This is a genomic window from Pseudomonas fluorescens (genome assembly GCF_018614655.1).
Lineage (GTDB): Bacteria > Pseudomonadota > Gammaproteobacteria > Pseudomonadales > Pseudomonadaceae > Aquipseudomonas > Aquipseudomonas fluorescens_BX.
On sequence record NZ_JAGGOG010000004.1, the window covers coordinates 301,994 to 317,683 of the forward strand.

The 15,690-nt window shown below is 60.1% G+C and carries 17 protein-coding genes; 10 read left to right on the top strand and 7 right to left on the bottom strand.

The window, feature by feature from the left end:
• Window positions 1-48: 48 nt before the first annotated feature.
• Complete coding sequence (radC, locus tag J7E41_RS06225) at window positions 49-723, top strand: RadC family protein (RefSeq protein ID WP_214990921.1); 675 nt, start codon at window positions 49-51, stop codon at window positions 721-723.
• 28 nt (window positions 724-751) lie between these two features.
• Here radC and J7E41_RS06230 read toward each other — a convergent pair whose 3' ends face one another.
• On the bottom strand, window positions 752-2,344 hold the full coding sequence (locus J7E41_RS06230; RefSeq protein ID WP_214990922.1) for an ABC transporter substrate-binding protein: 1,593 nt from the start codon (window positions 2,342-2,344) through the stop codon (window positions 752-754).
• A gap of 458 nt (window positions 2,345-2,802) precedes the next feature.
• On the opposite strand from J7E41_RS06230, the gene rpmB reads away from it, so the two are divergent.
• Window positions 2,803-3,036 (top strand): 50S ribosomal protein L28, encoded by a 234-nt coding sequence (gene rpmB, locus J7E41_RS06235; protein ID WP_154741347.1) that lies wholly within the window; start codon window positions 2,803-2,805, stop codon window positions 3,034-3,036.
• Between the two features lie 11 nt (window positions 3,037-3,047).
• Window positions 3,048-3,203: a 50S ribosomal protein L33 gene (rpmG, locus tag J7E41_RS06240; protein WP_003176906.1), complete on the top strand. Its 156-nt coding sequence runs from the start codon at window positions 3,048-3,050 to the stop codon at window positions 3,201-3,203.
• A gap of 71 nt (window positions 3,204-3,274) precedes the next feature.
• On the opposite strand, the gene J7E41_RS06245 is transcribed toward rpmG, so the two are convergent.
• On the bottom strand, window positions 3,275-3,481 hold the full coding sequence (locus tag J7E41_RS06245) for a hypothetical protein (protein WP_214990924.1): 207 nt from the start codon (window positions 3,479-3,481) through the stop codon (window positions 3,275-3,277).
• A 94-nt stretch (window positions 3,482-3,575) separates the two neighbouring features.
• Window positions 3,576-3,938 (bottom strand): cupin domain-containing protein, encoded by a 363-nt coding sequence (locus tag J7E41_RS06250; protein ID WP_214990927.1) that lies wholly within the window; start codon window positions 3,936-3,938, stop codon window positions 3,576-3,578.
• Window positions 3,939-4,168: 230 nt separating this feature from the next.
• Between J7E41_RS06250 and J7E41_RS06255 the strand changes: the two genes are divergently transcribed.
• Together J7E41_RS06255 and J7E41_RS06260 are read left to right on the top strand one after the other, a co-directional pair.
• Window positions 4,169-5,662, top strand: a complete 1,494-nt coding sequence (locus J7E41_RS06255) for an aldehyde dehydrogenase (RefSeq protein WP_214990929.1) — start codon at window positions 4,169-4,171, stop codon at window positions 5,660-5,662.
• Between the two features lie 156 nt (window positions 5,663-5,818).
• A complete protein-coding gene (locus tag J7E41_RS06260; RefSeq protein WP_214990931.1) occupies window positions 5,819-6,961 on the top strand; it encodes an MFS transporter in 1,143 nt (380 codons plus the stop codon).
• Here J7E41_RS06260 and J7E41_RS06265 read toward each other — a convergent pair.
• Together J7E41_RS06265 and J7E41_RS06270 are read right to left on the bottom strand one after the other, a co-directional pair.
• Window positions 6,958-8,523, bottom strand: a complete 1,566-nt coding sequence (locus J7E41_RS06265; protein ID WP_214990933.1) for a phospholipase D family protein — start codon at window positions 8,521-8,523, stop codon at window positions 6,958-6,960. The genes J7E41_RS06260 and J7E41_RS06265 overlap by 4 nt on opposite strands.
• 61 nt (window positions 8,524-8,584) lie before the next feature.
• Window positions 8,585-10,018: a PLP-dependent aminotransferase family protein gene (locus J7E41_RS06270; RefSeq protein WP_214990935.1), complete on the bottom strand. Its 1,434-nt coding sequence runs from the start codon at window positions 10,016-10,018 to the stop codon at window positions 8,585-8,587.
• 166 nt (window positions 10,019-10,184) lie between these two features.
• Between J7E41_RS06270 and J7E41_RS06275 the strand changes: the two genes are divergently transcribed.
• Window positions 10,185-10,421: a DUF1127 domain-containing protein gene (locus J7E41_RS06275; protein WP_214990936.1), complete on the top strand. Its 237-nt coding sequence runs from the start codon at window positions 10,185-10,187 to the stop codon at window positions 10,419-10,421.
• Window position 10,422: 1 nt separating this feature from the next.
• On the opposite strand, the gene J7E41_RS06280 is transcribed toward J7E41_RS06275, so the two are convergent.
• Window positions 10,423-11,715: an NAD(P)/FAD-dependent oxidoreductase gene (locus tag J7E41_RS06280; protein WP_214990938.1), complete on the bottom strand. Its 1,293-nt coding sequence runs from the start codon at window positions 11,713-11,715 to the stop codon at window positions 10,423-10,425.
• Between the two features lie 115 nt (window positions 11,716-11,830).
• On the opposite strand from J7E41_RS06280, the gene J7E41_RS06285 reads away from it, so the two are divergent.
• A complete protein-coding gene (locus tag J7E41_RS06285) occupies window positions 11,831-12,184 on the top strand; it encodes a YkgJ family cysteine cluster protein (protein ID WP_214990940.1) in 354 nt (117 codons plus the stop codon).
• A 59-nt stretch (window positions 12,185-12,243) separates the two neighbouring features.
• On the opposite strand, the gene J7E41_RS06290 is transcribed toward J7E41_RS06285, so the two are convergent.
• A complete protein-coding gene (locus J7E41_RS06290) occupies window positions 12,244-12,732 on the bottom strand; it encodes an Lrp/AsnC ligand binding domain-containing protein (protein WP_003206849.1) in 489 nt (162 codons plus the stop codon).
• 155 nt (window positions 12,733-12,887) lie between these two features.
• Between J7E41_RS06290 and dadA the strand changes: the two genes are divergently transcribed.
• The 3 genes from dadA to alr all read left to right on the top strand — a co-directional run bounded on the left by dadA (window position 12,888) and on the right by alr (window position 15,666).
• Window positions 12,888-14,189, top strand: a complete 1,302-nt coding sequence (dadA, locus tag J7E41_RS06295; protein WP_214990942.1) for a D-amino acid dehydrogenase — start codon at window positions 12,888-12,890, stop codon at window positions 14,187-14,189.
• Window positions 14,161-14,514, top strand: coding sequence for a RidA family protein (locus tag J7E41_RS06300; protein WP_214990944.1), 354 nt, complete (start codon window positions 14,161-14,163; stop codon window positions 14,512-14,514). Before dadA ends, J7E41_RS06300 begins: the two co-directional genes overlap by 29 nt.
• 78 nt (window positions 14,515-14,592) lie before the next feature.
• Window positions 14,593-15,666 (top strand): alanine racemase, encoded by a 1,074-nt coding sequence (gene alr, locus J7E41_RS06305; RefSeq protein ID WP_214990946.1) that lies wholly within the window; start codon window positions 14,593-14,595, stop codon window positions 15,664-15,666.
• Window positions 15,667-15,690 lie beyond the last annotated feature (24 nt).

Consider the following 15,690-nt stretch of genomic DNA (forward strand, 5'->3'; position numbering starts at 1 on the left):
ACACAGCGCCTGCGCCGCAACAGCGGCGCGCGTGCACACGGAGGTGCTATGAGTATTCGCGATTGGCCTGTGGCGGAGCGTCCACGGGAGAAGCTTTTGGAGTTGGGTGCGGCGAGTCTTTCCGATGCCGAACTGTTGGCGATTTTCTTGCGGACCGGGGTGTCCGGTAAAAGTGCGGTGGATCTGGCGCGGCATCTGCTGGCGCAATTTGGCAGCTTGCGCTCGCTGCTGGAGGCCAAGCAGGTGGTTTTCAGCCAGCATCTGGGTTTAGGCCCGGCAAAGTTCGCCCAGCTCCAGGCTGTACTGGAAATGGGCCGGCGTCATTTGGCCGAACGCCTGCGCAACGATTCGGTGCTGGAAAACCCGGTCGCCGTGCGTGATTACCTCAAGGCGCTCTTGCGTCATGAGCCCCACGAGATCTTCGGCTGCCTGTTCCTCGACTCAAGGCATCGGGTGCTGGGCTTCGAGGCGTTGTTTCAAGGGACTATCGACAATGCCACGGTCTATCCCAGGCAAGTGGTCAAGCGGGCACTGGCTTATAACGCCGCCGCGCTGATCCTGTGCCACAACCATCCTTCCGGCAGCGCCGAGCCCAGCATAGCTGATCGAAAATTGACCAAACTGCTGCAAAAAGCCCTGGAAGTGGTGGATGTGCGGGTGCTGGATCACATCATCGTGGGTGACGGCGATCCCTTATCGATGGCGGAGTACGGATGGATATAGGGGCCGATGGGCCGGCCCCAGAAGGTGGTCACGGCTTGACGCTGACCTTCGAGTAATCCTGGCGCCCAAACGGACTGACCTGATACCCCTCGACACTCTTGTGAGTCAGGGCAAAGGCCGTCGGGTGTGCCAGTGGCAGCCACAGGGCCTGCTGCTGGATTTGCGCCTGGGCCTGCTGATACAGCTTGCTGCGCACACCCTGTTCACTGGTGGTCTTGCCGGCACCGATCAACTTGTCCAGGCCCGGGTCGCAATAGCGAGCGAAGTTAGTGCCCGATTTCACCGCTGCGCAGGAGAATTGCGGAGTCAGGAAGTTATCCGGGTCGCCGTTGTCTCCGGACCAGCCCATGAACAACAGGTCGTGCTCGCCGGCCTTGGCGCGGCGAATCAGTTCGCCCCATTCGATCACGCGGATTTGCGCCTGGATGCCGACCTGCGCCAGGTCTGCCTGTAACAACTGCGCGCCCAAGCTGGGGTTGGGGTTCAGCAGGCTGCCCGACGGGCGAGTCCAAATGGTGGTCTTGAAACCATCCTTGAACCCGGCTTGCGCCAGCAACGCCTTGGCCTTGGCGACGTCGTGAGGGTAGCCCGGCAACTCCTTGGCGTAACTCCAGGTGTTGGGCGGGTAAGGGCCATTGGCGGGTTCAGCGGTGTCTTCAAATACGGCTTTGACATAGCTCGCCTTGTCGAAGGCCAGGTTGATCGCTTGGCGCACCTGTGGTTTGTCCAAAGGCGGGTGCTGGCTATTGATAGCGACGAATGCGGTCATGAAGGCGGGCGTTCTTTCCACCTTGAGCGTGGCGTCCTGCTGGGCCGCCGTGATGTCCAGGGGCTTGGGTGACAGGGCGATCTGGCATTCGTCACGGCGCAGCTTCTGCAATCGCACGTTGGCGTCGGGGGTGATCGCAAAGATCAGGTTATCCACAGCGGGCTTGCCGGCGAAATAGTCCGGGTTGGCCTTGTAGCGAATGGATGCATCTTTCTGAAAGCGCCCGAAGATGAACGGCCCGGTGCCGATGGGCTGGCTATTGAGTTTTTCCGGGGTGCCGGCCTTGAGCAACTTATCGGCGTATTCGGCTGGATAGATCGATGCAAAACCCATGCTCAGCGTGGCCAGGAAGGTGGAGTCGGCATGGTCCAGGGTGAAGCGCACGGTCAGTGGGTCCGATGCGTCGATCTTCTTGATCAGCGCAGGTAATTGCAGGGATTGTGCGTGGGGGAAGCCGCTCTGGGCGACTTGATGCCATGGGTTGGCCGGGTCCAGCATGCGCTCGAAGCTGAAGCGCACGTCTTCTGCGGTCAGCGAACGGCTCGGGCTGAAATACCCGGTGCGATGGAATTTCACGTCCGGGTGCAGCTTGAAGGTGTACGTCAGGCCATCGGGCGATACTTCCCAGCTGTCTGCCAGGCTTGGGACCACCTTGCCGCTGGCGGCATCAAACTCCACCAAGCGGTTCATCAGCACGTCCGCTGAGGCGTTGGTAGTGGTCAGCGAGTTGTATTGCACCACATCGAACCCCTCGGGGCTGGCCTCGGTGCAGACACTCAGGGTGGTAGCCGCCAAGGCCTGGGAGGCGATAAAAAGAGGGGCTAGCAATAGCGGTAGGGCAGCGAGGCGCATATTCGGTTTCCTTTGCAGATCGAAGGCCCATCTGCGAGTGCAGTCTGGAAAACGCCTACCGTAGTAGGCTGATTGATAAATGACTACCCCATTTTTGCCTGTGCTTTTGGCTCAAATGCTGTTTTGATGGCGCTTCAGGTCGTTTTGCCCGGTACCTTGCGGTACGCGCAGGCGCTGTAAATCATTCTGTGCGACGAGCGGTCAGCTTCTACAGCAGCCCATCCTGGCAACGGCTCAGGCGTTCATGGGTAAGATTTACGTGGGTAAAAACACACGGCCTGTTGTTGCAGTGGGGTCTTTCTGGTATAAAGCAGCGCTCTTTTCTAGGGGCCCGGTTCCTTCGCTTGTAGGTGTAGCCGGTAAGACCCTAAAGAAACGCGGCGCCTGGCGCCAAATGACTGAGAGATTAAGCGGCCAACCCATGCCGGGTTGGGCATGTGGTTTTAGAGGGCTGAGGCATGTCGAGAGTCTGTCAAGTTACCGGTAAGGGTCCGGTGACTGGGAATAACATTTCCCACGCAAACAACAAAACCCGTCGTCGTTTCCTGCCGAACCTGCAGCATCATCGCTTTTGGGTTGAAGAAGAGAAACGTTTTGTCCGTCTGCGCGTATCTGCCAAAGGCATGCGCATCATCGACAAGCGTGGCATCACTGTCGTGCTCGCTGAAATGCGCCGCGCTGGCACAATCTAAGGAGCTATATCATGCGTGAATTGATTCGAATGATCTCTAGCGCCGGTACTGGTCACTTCTACACTACCGACAAGAACAAGCGTACTACCCCGGACAAGCTCGAAAAGAAAATGTTCGACCCGCGCGTTCGCAAGCACGTGATCTACAAAGAAGGCAAAATCAAGTAATTGGTTTTCTTTCTTGTGAAAAAAAGCCCGTATCTCACGATGCGGGCTTTTTTTTGTCTGGATAAAGGCAATCAGCCAAAGGTAATGCTTGTTATCGCGTCCTGATCATCCATCTCCAGGTTGATCCGCTCCGGGCAATAATCGGTGGTGCCGTAATGGCCAGCCCGCACAGGGCGACCACTTTCCTGCTGCACCTCGTGAAGAATGGCCTGTGAGCATTTTTGGCCGATGATGTGCTGAAAATCGTCGATTACCTGTTCATCGGTAAGCCGGTTCATGCTGCCTCCTGCTGTGTTGATCTGTTGCGCTGCCTTGGGTTCAAGGCGGCGCAACAGAGTCGCGCAAGGTGGGTGGGCCGGGGAGGTAGATAAATCAGGCCTTCTCTTCGAACACTACATAGATCTTGCGGCACGTCTCCAACACCTCCCAGGTGCCGCTAAAGCCTGCTGGAATCACAAAGCGGTCACCCGCGCGCAACGTCTTGGCGTTGCCGTCGACATCACGCAGAACCGAAACGCCCTGGACGATCTCGCAGTACTCATGCTCGCTGTAGTTGACCTTCCACTGTCCGACCTCACCTTCCCAGACCCCGGCACTCATTTGACCGCACGGACTGTTGTAGTGGTTGTAAATGGTTTGTTCGGGGTCGCCCTTGAGGATTTTTTCCGCAGCCGGGCGGTAGCGATCAGGCTCGGTCTTGGCCTGGCTGAAGTCGACGATATTCTGAATGTTCATGAGCGTGTCCCGTCTGGCGTGCGGTTGGAATGGCCAAAGTCTATGTTTATTAAAATGAACATCGCAAGGTCGTTTACGACACTTATGTCAAATATATTGAAACATCCCTGGCCGCTGGTTTAGGGTGGCGGGTGCCTTGAGCCAAACAGATGGCTGGCCGGGCAAGAATTCTTTGAAGGTACCTGAGTACTCATCAGGCCCTTTGTATTCAATAAGAGGAGGACACTCGCATGACCACCCTGACCCGTGCCGACTGGGAACAACGCGCCAAGGATCTGAAGATCGAAGGCCGCGCCTACATCAATGGCGAATACACCGCCGCCGTTTCCGGCGATACATTCGAATGCGTCAGCCCGGTCGATGGCCGGCTGCTGACCACCGTTGCCAGCTGCGACGTCGCCGACGCCCAGCGTGCTGTTGAAAATGCCCGCGCCACCTTCAACTCCGGCGTCTGGTCGCGCCTGGCACCGAGCAAGCGCAAATCCACCATGATCCGTTTCGCGGCACTGCTCAAGGCCAATGCCGAAGAGCTGGCGCTGCTGGAAACCCTGGACATGGGCAAGCCCATCAGTGACTCCCTGAACATCGACATCCCCGGCGCGGCGCAAGCCCTGAGCTGGAGCGGTGAGGCCATCGACAAGATCTACGACGAAGTCGCCGCCACTCCCCATGACCAATTGGGTCTGGTAACCCGCGAGCCGGTCGGTGTGGTCGGCGCGATCGTACCGTGGAACTTCCCGTTGATGATGGCCTGCTGGAAACTCGGGCCGGCGCTGTCCACCGGTAACTCGGTGATCCTCAAGCCGTCCGAAAAGTCGCCGCTGACGGCCATCCGCATCGCGGCGCTGGCCGTTGAAGCCGGCATTCCGAAAGGCGTACTCAACGTATTGCCGGGCTACGGCCACACCGTGGGCAATGCCTTGGCGGTGCATATGGACGTCGACACCCTGGTGTTCACCGGTTCCACCAAGATTGCCAAGCAACTGCTGATCCGCTCCGGCGAGTCGAACATGAAGCGCGTCTGGCTGGAAGCGGGCGGCAAGAGCCCGAACATCGTGTTTGCCGATGCCCCGGACCTGCAAGCTGCTGCCGAGTCCGCCGCCGGTGCCATTGCTTTCAACCAGGGCGAAGTCTGCACCGCCGGCTCGCGCTTGCTGGTGGAGCGTTCGATCAAGGATAAATTCCTGCCCCTGGTGATCGAGGCCCTCAAGGGCTGGAAGCCGGGCAACCCGCTGGACCCGGCCACTACCGTCGGTGCCCTGGTGGACACCCAGCAGATGAACACCGTGCTGTCGTACATCGAAGCGGGGCATGGCGATGGCGCCAAGTTGGTGGCCGGTGGCAAGCGGATATTGCAGGAAACAGGCGGTACCTACGTCGAGCCAACGATTTTCGATGGTGTGACCAACGCTATGCGGATCGCCCAGGAAGAAATCTTCGGCCCGGTACTGTCGGTGATTGCCTTTGACAGCGTGGAAGAAGCCATCGAGATTGCCAACGACACCCAATATGGCCTCGCCGCTGCGGTGTGGACGTCGAACATCTCCAAGGCTCACCTGACCGCCAAGGCGCTGCGCGCCGGTAGCGTGTGGATCAACCAATACGATGGCGGCGACATGACCGCACCGTTCGGTGGTTTCAAGCAGTCGGGCAACGGCCGCGACAAGTCACTGCACGCGTTCGACAAGTACACCGAGCTGAAGGCGACCTGGATCAAGTTGTAACTTTCCTGGAAGCACCGCAGGCCTAATGTGGGAGCGGGCTTGCTCGCGAAAGCGGAGTGTCAGTCGATACATTTTTGACTGGTACACCGCTTTCGCGAGCAAGCCCGCTCCCACACTGTTTTGTGTGATCTCTAAATAATCCACAGGAGCGTGGAAATGCGTTGGGCGACTTACTTCGCCGTTCTGGGCTCGGTACTGAGCGTCGGCCTCGCCTTGGGCGTGAGCATGCCGCTGGTGTCCCTGCGCCTGGAAAGCTGGGGCTATGGCAGCTTTGCCATTGGTGTGATGGCGGCCATGCCGGCGTTCGGCGTATTGCTGGGGGCCAAGGTCTCCAGTCGGCTGGCTTCACGCCTGGGAACGGCGAACTTGATGCGCCTGTGCCTGTGGGCCGGGGCCATCTCCATCGGCTTGCTCGCGGTGCTGCCCAGCTACCCGCTGTGGCTATTGCTTCGGTTGATGATCGGCGTGGTTCTCACCATCGTGTTTATCCTCGGTGAGAGCTGGATCAACCAGCTTGTAATAGAGCGATGGCGCGGTCGGCTGGTGGCGCTGTATGGCAGCAGTTATGCCTTGAGCCAGCTGTCGGGGCCGTTGCTGTTGGGTGCCCTGGGGACGGATAACGATGCGGGTATCTGGGTCGGCGTGGGATTGCTGACCCTTTCGCCGATCCTGCTGCTGGGCCGTTCGGGGGCGCCGACGGCTGAATCCTTCAGCGTAACCCTCGGTGACTTGCTGCGCTTCTGTCGCGGCTTGCCGGCGATCGCTTGGGCTGTCGCGTTGTTCGCCGCCTTTGAGGCGATGATTCTTACGCTGCTGCCGGTGTATTGCCTGCAACAAGGTTTCACCGCCGAGATTGCCCTGGCCATGGTCAGTACCGTGGTGGTGGGCGACGCACTGTTGCAATTGCCCATTGGTGCCCTGGCGGATTACCTCCCCCGGCGCACCCTGTTTCTAGGCTGTGCGCTGCTGTTGTTGGCGTCGAGCCTGGCGATTCCAGTGTTGATGGATACGCTGCTGATCTGGCCGGTATGGGTGCTGTTCGGTGCCAGTGCCGGTGGTTTGTTCACCTTGTCGTTGATCCTGATCGGCGAACGCTACCGTGACGATGCGCTGGTGCGCGCTAATGCGCACATTGCACAACTGTGGGGAATTGGTTGCTTGATCGGGCCATTGGCGGCCGGTGCCGGTAGTCAGTGGATCAGCGGGCATGCCTTGCCGTTGTTGATGGCGGCGGGGGCGTTGGGGTTGGTGGTGCTGTTGTTGCGCCAGGGAGCATTTGGCGCAACCCAGCCGGCCTAAAGCATGCGTTCCAGGCCTACGGTGGTGGCGAACCAGGCGTTGAACCGGCGCCACCACGTTCCCGGCTCCCGGGTCAGGGTGTGCAGTTGGCCATTATCTTCAGTGATCCACACCACTTGGCCATCCTGCAGTTTCGCCTGATAGCTCAACTCTGGCGCCATCCCTTCCAGCGCCAGGTTACGCACGTGTTCTGCCAATTCAGGGCTGTCCACCAGAACTCCAACCTCGGTGTTCCACAGCACTGAGCGTGGGTCGAAGTTGAACGAGCCGATAAACGACTTCTTTCGATCAAAGATCATCGCCTTGCTGTGCAGGCTGGAGTCCGAGCCCCGCAGCGAGCCGCTGCGAAACAGATGCGGGCCGCTGCCGCCACCGTCTCCCGGTTGGCGGCGCAACTCATAGAGTTTCACCCCGTGTTCCAGCAAGGCCTTGCGATAGGGGGCGTAGCCGCCGTGGACTGCGGGCACGTCGGTGGCTTCCAGGGAGTTGGTCAGCAAGCTTACCGAAACACCAGCGTCTGCGCGCCCGGTCAGGTACACCAGGCCAGGTTGCCCAGGCACGAAGTAAGACGAAATCATCATCAGCTCATGGCTGACGCCCTGCAGTTCTGGCGCCAATTGGGTGGTCAGCAGCAACTGTGGATCGGGGTCGGCCTTGGCCAGGACTTTGCTCGGCGCGTCCCACAACGCCTGGTTCCAGGCCCAGATCAGTTCCCGGCGCCAGATGTCCATGCGCGGTTGGGTTTTGTAGGTCCTCAAACGGTTGTAGAGGGCATGGTTTTGCTGGCGGGATTCGGCGAGGGAGCCTTCCAACTGCCCCCGAGCGCTGGCCAGATCGCCTTTGGATGGGGTGTTGCTGATGAAGTTACCGATCGGCTTGCTAAGTGCGCTGTTCCAGTATTGGTCGAAACTGTGCCCCAACTGTTCCGCCACTGGGCCCACGCTGAGCATGTCGATATCGGTGAAGTTCAGGTTGGGTTCGGCATCAAAATATTCATCCCCTAGATTGCGCCCGCCGACGATGGCCACGCTGTTATCTGCCAGCCATAGCTTGTTGTGCATGCGTCGATGTTGCAGCGACAGGTTGAACAGCCGGCCCACGGTGCGCGTCACCCCGGTACTGCGGCCCAGGTGCAGCGGGTTGAACAGGCGAATCTGGATCTGCGGGTGAGCGGCGAGGGTGGCAATGATCTGGTCCAGGCCGTCGCTGGTGGTGTCATCCAGCAAAATGCGCACGCGCACGCCACGGTCGGCGGCTTTGAGCAGTTCATCCACCAGCATCCGCGTGCTGATCCCGTCGTGGACGATGTAGTACTGCAAGTCGAGGCTGGCCTGGGCGTTGCGAATGAGTTCGGCGCGCGCCATGAACGCTTCGCTGCTGTTGGACAGCAGGCGAAAACCGGAGCGACCTTGATAAGGCGCTGCCTGAGCTTGGATCGAACGGCCGAAAGAGGAGTTCTTGGCCGGTATCGCATCGCTTGGGACGCGCGATATGTCTACCGTGGCGCAGCCGCCCAGGCCCAGGACCCCTAGCAGGAAAAACGGTAAAAGCCGTTGGGTCATCAAGAATGTCGGTTCCGAATCAGGGCGTTGTAAGCATATGACGGATATTCCCTGGGAAAGGTCAGTCTTGGCGCTGTTCGGTATCGGCCAGCAGTTTGATGGCGGCGGCGCCAACCTTGCGCACGGCCTCTTCAACCTGGGGCGTCGGTTTGGCTGCGTAGTTCATCCGCAGGCAGTTACGGTATTTGCCGGAGGCGGAAAAAATGCTGCCCACGGCAATCTGTACGCCTTGGTCGATCAGTACTCGATTGAGCTTCAGGGTGTCGAAGCCTTCCGGCAACTCCACCCACAGCATGAAGCTGCCTTGAGGGCGGCTGGCCCGGGTGCCGGCGGGGAAGTAGCGGCTGACCCAATCCAGCATCAAGTCGCGATTGCGCTGGTATTGAGTGCGCATTCGCCGCAAATGGGGCTCGAAATGACCGCTCTTGAGAAACTCGGCAATGGCGATCTGCGGCTGGGTGGCGGTGGCACCGGTGCTGATGTATTTCATATGCAGCACTCGCTCCAGGTAACGACCGGGCGCGACCCAGCCGATCCGCAGGCCGGGTGCCAGGGTTTTCGAGAACGAGCTGCAGAGCAGCACGCGGCCATCGTCGTCAAAGGATTTGATGGTGCGAGGTCGCGGGTAGCTGTAGGCCAATTCGCCATACACATCGTCTTCGATGATCGCTACGTCAAAGCGCTGGGCCAGGGTCAGCAGTGCGCGCTTGCGCGACTCCGGCATGATGTAGCCCAGCGGGTTGTTGCAGTTGGGGGTCAACTGGATGACCTTGATCGGCCACTGCTCCAGGGCCAGCTCCAGGGCTTCGAGGCTGATGCCGGTCAACGGGTCGGTAGGAATTTCCAGGGCTTTCATGCCCAGGCCCTTGAGGGTCTGCATGGCGCCGTGGAAGCTCGGTGAGTCGACGGCAACGATATCGCCGGGTTCGCAAATGGCGCGGACGCTGGCGGACAGCGCCTCATGGCAGCCGGTGGTGATCACCAATTCCTGGGGCCCCAACTGGCAGCCTGAATCCAGCATCAAGCGGGCGATCTGTTCGCGTAAATCGAGGTTGCCGAGGATGGTGTCGTAATACAGACCCGGCATGTCCTGGCGTCGGCTGATCCGGGCCAGGCTACGGAGCAGGGGTTTCATGGTCGGTGACAATACATCCGGCATGCCCCGGCCCAACTGTATGACGTCTTTGCATGGCACCGCGCGGATCAGTTCGAGCACTTGGTCCCACTGGGAAATTTCCACCGGCCGCTGAGCCGGACGGCCTACTGCTGGCAACGCCGGTAACTCACGCCCCACCGGTACAAAATAGCCGGATTTGGGCTTGGGCATTGCCAGGCCGTTATCTTCCAGCAACCGGTAAGCCTGTTGCACGGTGCTCAGGCTGACCCCATGTTCAACACTCAAGGCCCGCACCGAAGGCAGTCGGTCGCCGGGGCGATAGAAGCCTTGTTCGATACGGGTGCCCAACAGTTCGGCGAGGTTTACATAAAGAGTCATGGTGGTCGCTCCCGAGAGACCAGTACAGATAGACCGAAAATACAGGATTCAGTGACAGATAGGCACTATCTGTATGGATTTAATACCGGTCTGTTGAATCTGTCATGGTTTTTGCGACGGGCTCATCCTGTTCACTCATGGCAACAAGCAAATGAGGGGCAGGAAAATGAGCGGTTTGAGCGATGTACGGCTGGCCTTACACCGTCAGGAGCTGGAAGCAGGGCAGGGGCGGTTGATGTCGGCGCGCAACATGCCCTCCGGACTCAGCCGATGGGCTTTGTTCTGGCACCGCCGGCACACGCGCCAAGCCTTGCTGGAACTGACGCCGGAGCAGTTACGGGATATCGGCCTGAATGCTGAACAAGCACGCCAGGAAGGACTGAAACCCTTCTGGCGCGGTTGATTCAGACCAGCTCTTTCAACCGGTGCCAGAGCATCCCCAGCGCCAACAGCGGTGAGCGCAAATGCTTGCCGCCGGGGAAGGTGATGTGGGGCACCTTGGCAAACAGATCGAAGCGTCCAGCCTGCTGGCCGCTGATGACCTCGGCCAGCAGCTTGCCGGCCAGGTGGGTCGCATTGAGGCCATGGCCAGCATAGGCCTGGGCGAAATACACATTCGGTTGATCCGCCAGCCTGCCGATCTGGGGCAAGCGATTGGCACCGATGCCGATCATCCCGCCCCATTGGTAGTCGATTTTCGCATCGGCCAATTGCGGGAATACCTGCAACATCTTCGGGCGCATGTACGCGCCGATGTCCTTTGGGTCCCGTCCGGAATAATGACAAGCACCGCCGAACAGCAAGCGCCGATCTGCTGAAAGCCGGAAGTAATCCACCGTGACCCGCTGATCACACACCGCCATATTTTGCGGCAACAGGTCAGCGGCCAGTGCTTCGCTCAAGGGTTCGGTGGCGATGATGTAACTGCCGGCGGGCAACACCTTGCCGCTCAGGTGCGGGTTGAGGCCGTTCAAGTAGGCGTTGCAACCCAGCACCAGGGTTTTGGCACGCACGCGGCCCTGGGCAGTGTGGACTTTGACTTCGGGGCCGTAGTCGATGCGCAGCACCTCGGACTGCTCGAACAGCTTGACGCCCAGCTGTTGGGCGGCGGCGGCTTCACCCAGGGCCAGGTTCAGCGGGTGCAGGTGCCCCGAGCCCATGTCGATCATGCCGCCCACGTATCGGTCGGAACCGATCACGCTGCGCATGTCCGAGGCTTCCAGCAGGCGCAGCTCATGACGATAGCCCAGGCTGCGCAGTTCTTCGGCGTCGGCGGTGAGACCTTCGAGGTCACGGGGTTTGTTCGCCAGGTCGCAGTAGCCCCAGGTCAGGTCGCAAGCGATCTGCGAACGGTCGACTCGCTGGCGCACGATCTCTACCGCTTCGAGCCCCATCAGTTTCATCTGTCGTACGCCGTCGGTGCCGATGACATTGGCAAATTGATCAAGGCCGTGGCCGATACCACGAATCAACTGCCCGCCGTTGCGCCCACTGGCGCCCCAGCCGATCTTGCGCGCTTCCAGCAGCACGACGCTGAAACCGCGTTCGGCCAGCTCCAGCGCGGTGTTGAGCCCGGAAAAACCGCCGCCGACCACGCACACATCGGCCATTACTTCTCCTGTCAGCACCGGATAATCGGGTTGGGGCAGGCTGCTGGCAGCGTAGTAGGAGGTGGCGTGCCGGGCGCTGGCGGTCATGGAGAGCATCCGTGTTTGGAAAATTTGACGCAGGATACAGCGGTCGGACGGAGCTGTCTCGGCGGGGGCTTTTAGGGCAGAATCCACGCTTATTCGCGGTTTGGTATGTGTTTCGATGAGTTGCAACAGTCAGAAAGTCAACGCGCTGCGCCGCCAGATTCCCTCGTTTGAGTGTGTCCCTGGCTGCCATGACTGCTGTGGGCCGGTGACCACCTCGACCGAGGAAATGTCGCGCCTGCCCCGTAAGACCGCTGCCGAACAGGACGCGGCCATGGACGAACTCAACTGCGTACACCTGGGGCCTGACGGTTGCACCGTCTACGACGAGCGGCCGCTGATTTGCCGGCTGTTCGGGACCACGGCGACCCTGCCGTGCCCCAACGGCCGCCGCCCGGTGGAGTTGATCCACCCACGGGTCGAGAAACAGATTCATGAATACATGGCGAGCACGCGGCAAGTGCTGGTCTGAAGATCATCCTCGGCAGCGGCTACAGAAGACCACAGCAGCTTGTGCCCGCGGGTACAGGTTCAATCCGGGATGGGCAGGTTCAAGCTCTCCTTCACCTCTTCCATCACGATATAGCTCTTGGATTCCCGCACATGGGGCAGCTTGAGCAGGATGTCGCCCAGCAGTTTGCGGTACGAGGCCATCTCGGAAATCCGCGCCTTCACCAGGTAGTCGAAATCCCCCGATACCAAGTGGCACTCCAGCACATGGGGTAGCTTCAGCACGGCCCGTCGGAACTCTTCAAAGGTGTCGCCGGACTTGTAGTCGAGGCTGATCTCGACAAACACCAGCAGGCTACCCTTCAGGTGCTGCGGATTAAGCCGGGCGTTGTAGCCCATGATGATCCCTTCGCGCTCCAGGCGCCGGACCCGCTCGGTGCACGGCGTGGTCGACAGCCCGACCTTTTCCCCCAGCTCGGTGAAGGAAATTCGCCCGTCTGCTTGCAGGATGCGCAGGATGTTGCGGTCGATCTTGTCCAGCTCCCGCTTGGTCTGGGTGTTGGTACGCATAGGGGATGCGCCTCCGTGAAAAGGGTTTTTGCCGAGAATTCTCGCCAAATATAGGCAGTTATATAGTGAAATGCACTGGTGATTGCTTTTTATACTGCGCGTATCTGTGTACTGAACAACAAACGTCAGCGGCCAAGCCGTGATGAGGATATAAAATGCGCGTTCTGGTCTTGGGTAGCGGTGTCATTGGCGTGGCCAGTGCCTACTATTTGGCACGAGCTGGTTTTGAAGTGGTTGTGGTCGACCGTCAGCCGGCTGCTGCCATGGAGACCAGCTTCGCCAACGCCGGGCAAATCTCGCCCGGTTACGCCTCGCCATGGGCTGCGCCGGGCGTTCCGCTCAAAGCCATCAAATGGCTGCTGCAGCGCCACGCTCCGCTGGCGATCAAGGCCACTGCCGATATCGACCAATACCTGTGGATGGCGCAGATGCTGCGTAACTGCACCGCCAACCGCTACGCGGTGAACAAGGAGCGCATGGTCCGCCTGTCCGAGTACAGCCGTGACTGTCTCGACGAATTACGCGCCGAAACCGGCATTGCCTACGAAGGCCGTAGCCTGGGGACTACTCAACTGTTCCGCACCCAGGCCCAGCTCGATGGCGCGGCCAAGGACATTGCAGTGCTCAAAGAGTCCGGCGTGCCGTTCGAACTGTTGGACCGTGCCGGCATTGCCCGCGTCGAACCTGCCCTGGCCAGCGTCACTGATATCCTCGCTGGTGCCCTGCGCCTGCCGAACGACCAGACCGGCGACTGCCAGATGTTTACCACCCGTCTTGCCGAAATGTGCAAGCAACTGGGTGTCGAATTCCGCTTCGAGCAAGACATCCAGCGCCTGGACTACGCCGGTGATCGCATCAACGGTGTATGGGTCGACGGCAAGTTGGAAACCGCCGACCGCTACGTCCTGGCGCTGGGCAGTTACTCGCCGCAGTTGCTCAAGCCGCTGGGGATCAAGGCGCCGGTGTACCCGCTCAAGGGTTACTCGATGACCGTGCCGATCACCAACCCGGCGATGGCCCCGACCTCGACCATTCTCGATGAAACCTACAAGGTGGCGATCACCCGCTTCGACAACCGCATTCGTGTTGGCGGCATGGCTGAAATAGCCGGTTTTGACCTGTCGCTGAACCCGCGTCGGCGTGAAACCCTGGAGATGATCGTCAACGACCTTTATCCTCAGGGTGGTGACCTGAGCCAAGCCAGTTTCTGGACCGGCCTGCGTCCTACCACGCCGGATGGCACGCCGATCGTGGGTGCCACCCCGTTCAAAAACCTGTTCTTGAACACCGGCCACGGTACCCTTGGCTGGACCATGGCGTGTGGCTCTGGTCGTTTGCTGGCGGACCTGATGGCGAAAAAAACGCCGCAGATCAGTGCCGAAGGTCTCGATATTTCCCGTTACAGCAACCATCAGGAGTCTGCAAAACATGTCAATCCAGCGCCAGCTCACCAATGAGCGCATGAGCCAGATCGTTATCCACAGCGGTACCGTGTATCTGGCAGGGCAGGTCGGTGACGACATGAACGCCGGGATTGAACAGCAGACCCGTGAAACCCTCGGCAATATCGAGCGTTTGCTGGACCTGGCCGGTACCGACAAGAGCAAGCTGCTGTCGGTGACGATCTACTTGAAAGACATCGATGCCGATTTCGCCGGCATGAACGCGGTGTGGGACAAGTGGCTGCCCAAAGGCGTTGCCCCGGCCCGTGCCACGGTTGAAGCAAAACTCTGTGAACCGGAGATTCTGGTTGAGCTGTCGGTCGTGGCCGCTCTGCCGTAAGTAAAATCCCTCTCCCGGTGTCGGCGCTGTCGGTCGGTACCGGTTTTTCTTCCCCTTGTCGCCTAGAAGCCTGCCGCCATGCGTCCAGCCCGTGCCCTGATTGACCTTCAAGCCCTGCGCCACAACTACCAACTGGCTCGTGAAATCACGGGGGCCAAGGCCCTTGCGGTGATCAAGGCCGACGCCTACGGCCATGGTGCCGTGCGCGTTGCCCAGGCGCTGGAAGCCGAGGCCAATGGGTTTGCCGTGGCTTGCATCGAGGAAGCGCTGGAGCTGCGGGCCGCCGGTATTCGTGCTCCAGTCCTGTTGCTGGAGGGCTTTTTCGAAGCCGACGAGCTGCCGCTGATCATCGAGCATGATCTATGGTGCGTGGTGCATTCGCTGTGGCAATTGGAGGCGATTGAACAGGCCCGCCTGAGCAAGCCGTTGACCGTCTGGCTCAAGCTGGATTCGGGCATGCACCGGGTCGGCCTGCACCCCAAGGATTTCCAGGAGGCTTACCAGCGCCTGCTGGCCAGCGGTAAAGTGGCCAAGATCGTCTTGATGAGCCACTTCGCTCGCGCTGACGAACTCGACTGTGTTTGCAGCAATGAACAAGTGGCGGTATTTGAAGCTGCGCGCCAAGGCCTGTCGGCCGAGGTCAGCCTGCGCAACTCGCCGTCGGTAATGGGCTGGCCGAATGTCTCCAGTGACTGGGTTCGCCCAGGCATCATGCTCTACGGTGCCACGCCCTTTGGTGAAGACCAGGCGATCGCCGCACGTTTGCAGCCGGTGATGACCCTGGAATCGAAAGTTATCTGCGTACGCGAACTGCCGGCGGGAGAGCCGGTGGGTTACGGCGCCAGGTTCGTCACGCCGAAACCGATGCGCGTCGGTGTGGTCGCCATGGGTTATGCCGACGGCTACCCACGCCATGCGCCGACCGGTACGCCGGTGTTGGTGGCGGGTCAGCGCAGCCAATTGCTCGGTCGCGTGTCGATGGACATGCTGTGTGTCGACCTGACCGACGTCCACCAGGCCGGGCTTGGCTCCACCGTCGAGCTGTGGGGCAAAAACATCCTCGCCAGCGACGTGGCTACCGCTGCCGAGACCATCCCCTATCAGATTTTCTGCAACCTGCGGCGAGTGCCACGGCTCTATTCCGGCGCTTAATCACCGGCTACGAACAGAGCAGCT